The sequence below is a fragment of the Klebsiella sp. MS 92-3 genome, assembly GCF_000195655.1.
Classification (GTDB): Bacteria; Pseudomonadota; Gammaproteobacteria; order Enterobacterales; family Enterobacteriaceae; genus Klebsiella; species Klebsiella pneumoniae.
This window is the reverse complement of sequence record NZ_GL882842.1, coordinates 63,049-64,724: the sequence shown is the minus strand read 5'-3', so window position 1 is coordinate 64,724 and position 1,676 is coordinate 63,049. Positions and strand designations below refer to the sequence as shown.

At 61.9% G+C, this 1,676-nt stretch carries 2 protein-coding genes; both read right to left on the bottom strand.

Annotated features, from left to right (window positions below; all coding sequences use genetic code 11):
• A partial coding sequence (locus tag HMPREF9538_RS06435) for an acetyl-CoA C-acyltransferase (RefSeq protein WP_009485908.1) occupies window positions 1-729 on the bottom strand: 729 nt, incomplete at its 3' end.
• Between the two features lie 118 nt (window positions 730-847).
• The coding region (locus HMPREF9538_RS06440) for a LysR family transcriptional regulator (protein ID WP_009485907.1) at window positions 848-1,676 on the bottom strand (829 nt) is incomplete at its 5' end.

Below are 1,676 nucleotides of genomic sequence, written 5' to 3'. Positions count from 1 at the left end.
GGCGGTTACCGATCCAAGGCGATCGAAGGTGGGCTGCAGGCTGGCCAGCCCTTCCGCGCTGGCATCCACCCGCGGTTGTTCATCGGTATCCACGGTGCGCGCCGCGCCGTTATGCTCGGTGACAACCGGGACGATCTCATCGCGAAAGCGACCGGAATCAATCGCCTTGCGCGCCTTATGCTGTGAGCTGAGCGCCCAGGCGTCCTGCAGCTCGCGACTGATGCCAAATTCCCGGGCCAGGTTTTCCGCCGTGACGCCCATATGATAATCGTTGAAAGCATCCCACAGCCCATCATGCACCAGACTGTCAATCAGCTGGCTGTTGCCCAGCTGGGCGCCGGTGCGGCTGTCGGTAAGCACATGCGGAGCGCGGCTCATATTCTCCTGGCCGCCAGCGATCACCACGTCCGCTTCCCCGCACTGGATCGCCTGGGTAGCGAGGTGCAGAGCCTTCAGGCCGGAACCGCAGACATCGTTAATTGTGATAGCCGATACGGTGTTAGGCAGCCCACCGCGAATAGCGGACTGACGCGCCGGATTTTGTCCGGTCCCCGCGGTCAGCACCTGGCCGAGGATCACCTCATCCACGCTGTGCGGATCGATTCCCGTCTTCTCCACCAGCGCCTTCACCACCACGCTCCCCAGCTCGACGGCTGAATGGCGCGATAATGCGCCCTGAAAGCAGCCAATCGGCGTTCGCAGCGCGCCGACGATCACGACATCCTTCATCCTCTACCCCTGCCCATGCATTTGCGCAAAGAAACAGCGATATACTAGATAATTGTTATCAAAAAACTTTGTAATTGTTTAAAAAAAGTGAAGCTAATCACAAAGAAATAGCTATTCGTTAACGTTCACGCCGCTGCAGATGCTGACGCAGCCAGCTGCCGGCCGCTCCCGGCGGCGCTTTCTTATTCCACAGCAGATCGACTGAAATTGCCCGCGGCCAGCCGGGGATATCGAGCGCCACCAGCCCGCCCTGCGGCGCAAACTCCGCCACCAGCGCGCTGGGCAGAATGCACCAGCCGAACCCCTGCGCCGCCATGCTGAGCAGCAGCAGGTAGTTTGGCGCCGACCAGACCTGGCCTGCGGCAGGTTCGGTGGCGCTGGCCAGAAAGGTGCTCAAACGCAGCTCGCGCCAGCTGCGCAGCTCATCCCAGGCGACCTTACCCTGCGCCGCCAGCGGATGGCCAGGGGCTACATAAATGCCCATCGCCGTCTGCAGCGGCAGGCGGGTGCTGCCGATATCGGTGGGGTAGCGCTCCCTCGCCTCAATCAGCCCCACCTGGGCGCGGGATTTTTGCAGGAGATCGATCACATCCTCGTCTTCGCCAATCAAACACTCAAACTCGGTATGAGGAAAGCGGCGGTCAAACTGCACCAGCAGATCTTCCAGCACGTCCGGGTGCAGAGTATCGGAGAGCACGAAGGTCAGCCGCGGCTCCGTCTCGCCGGACAGCGACACAGCCAGTTCGTCCAGCCGCTCGCTGGCGGCAAGAATCGCTTTGACATAGCTCAGCACCTGCTCCCCCTGCGGGGTCAGCGTCGGTTGCCGCGTTGCCCTGTCAAAGAGGGTTACGCCGAGATCGGCCTCCAGATTGGCGATGGCGGTACTGATCGTCGACTGACTTTTCCGCAGGCGGCGGGCGGCGGCGGAGAACGATCCGCTGTCGACG